The 231-nt window shown below is 54.5% G+C and carries 1 protein-coding gene; it reads right to left on the bottom strand.

The annotated features are described in order from the left end of the window. Positions 1–217: Maf family protein (locus NR201_RS22645; RefSeq protein WP_256850204.1), on the bottom strand; the 217-nt coding region annotated here is incomplete at its 3' end. Positions 218–231 lie beyond the last annotated feature (14 nt).

The raw sequence follows: 231 nt of genomic DNA on the forward strand, positions 1-231 counted from the left end.
CAATCGTATCCGCGCCCAGCACCGGCAGATCCTGCGCGTCCAGGTTGACCCCCGCCTGCGCTTTATCATTGGCCAGACGGCGGACATAGATTTCCGCCTCTTCGTTCGGCTGACGCTGCTCTTCAACGTCAGTCACGATGAGCTCGAATGTCAGCCAAAGTTGAGTTAACAGCTCACGACGACGCGGTGAACCGGAAGCAAGATAGAGTGTTACCATAAATTTCCTTATTG

This window comes from Pantoea sp. Fr-CA_6, assembly GCF_024520895.1.
Taxonomy (GTDB): domain Bacteria; phylum Pseudomonadota; class Gammaproteobacteria; order Enterobacterales; family Enterobacteriaceae; genus Pantoea; species Pantoea agglomerans.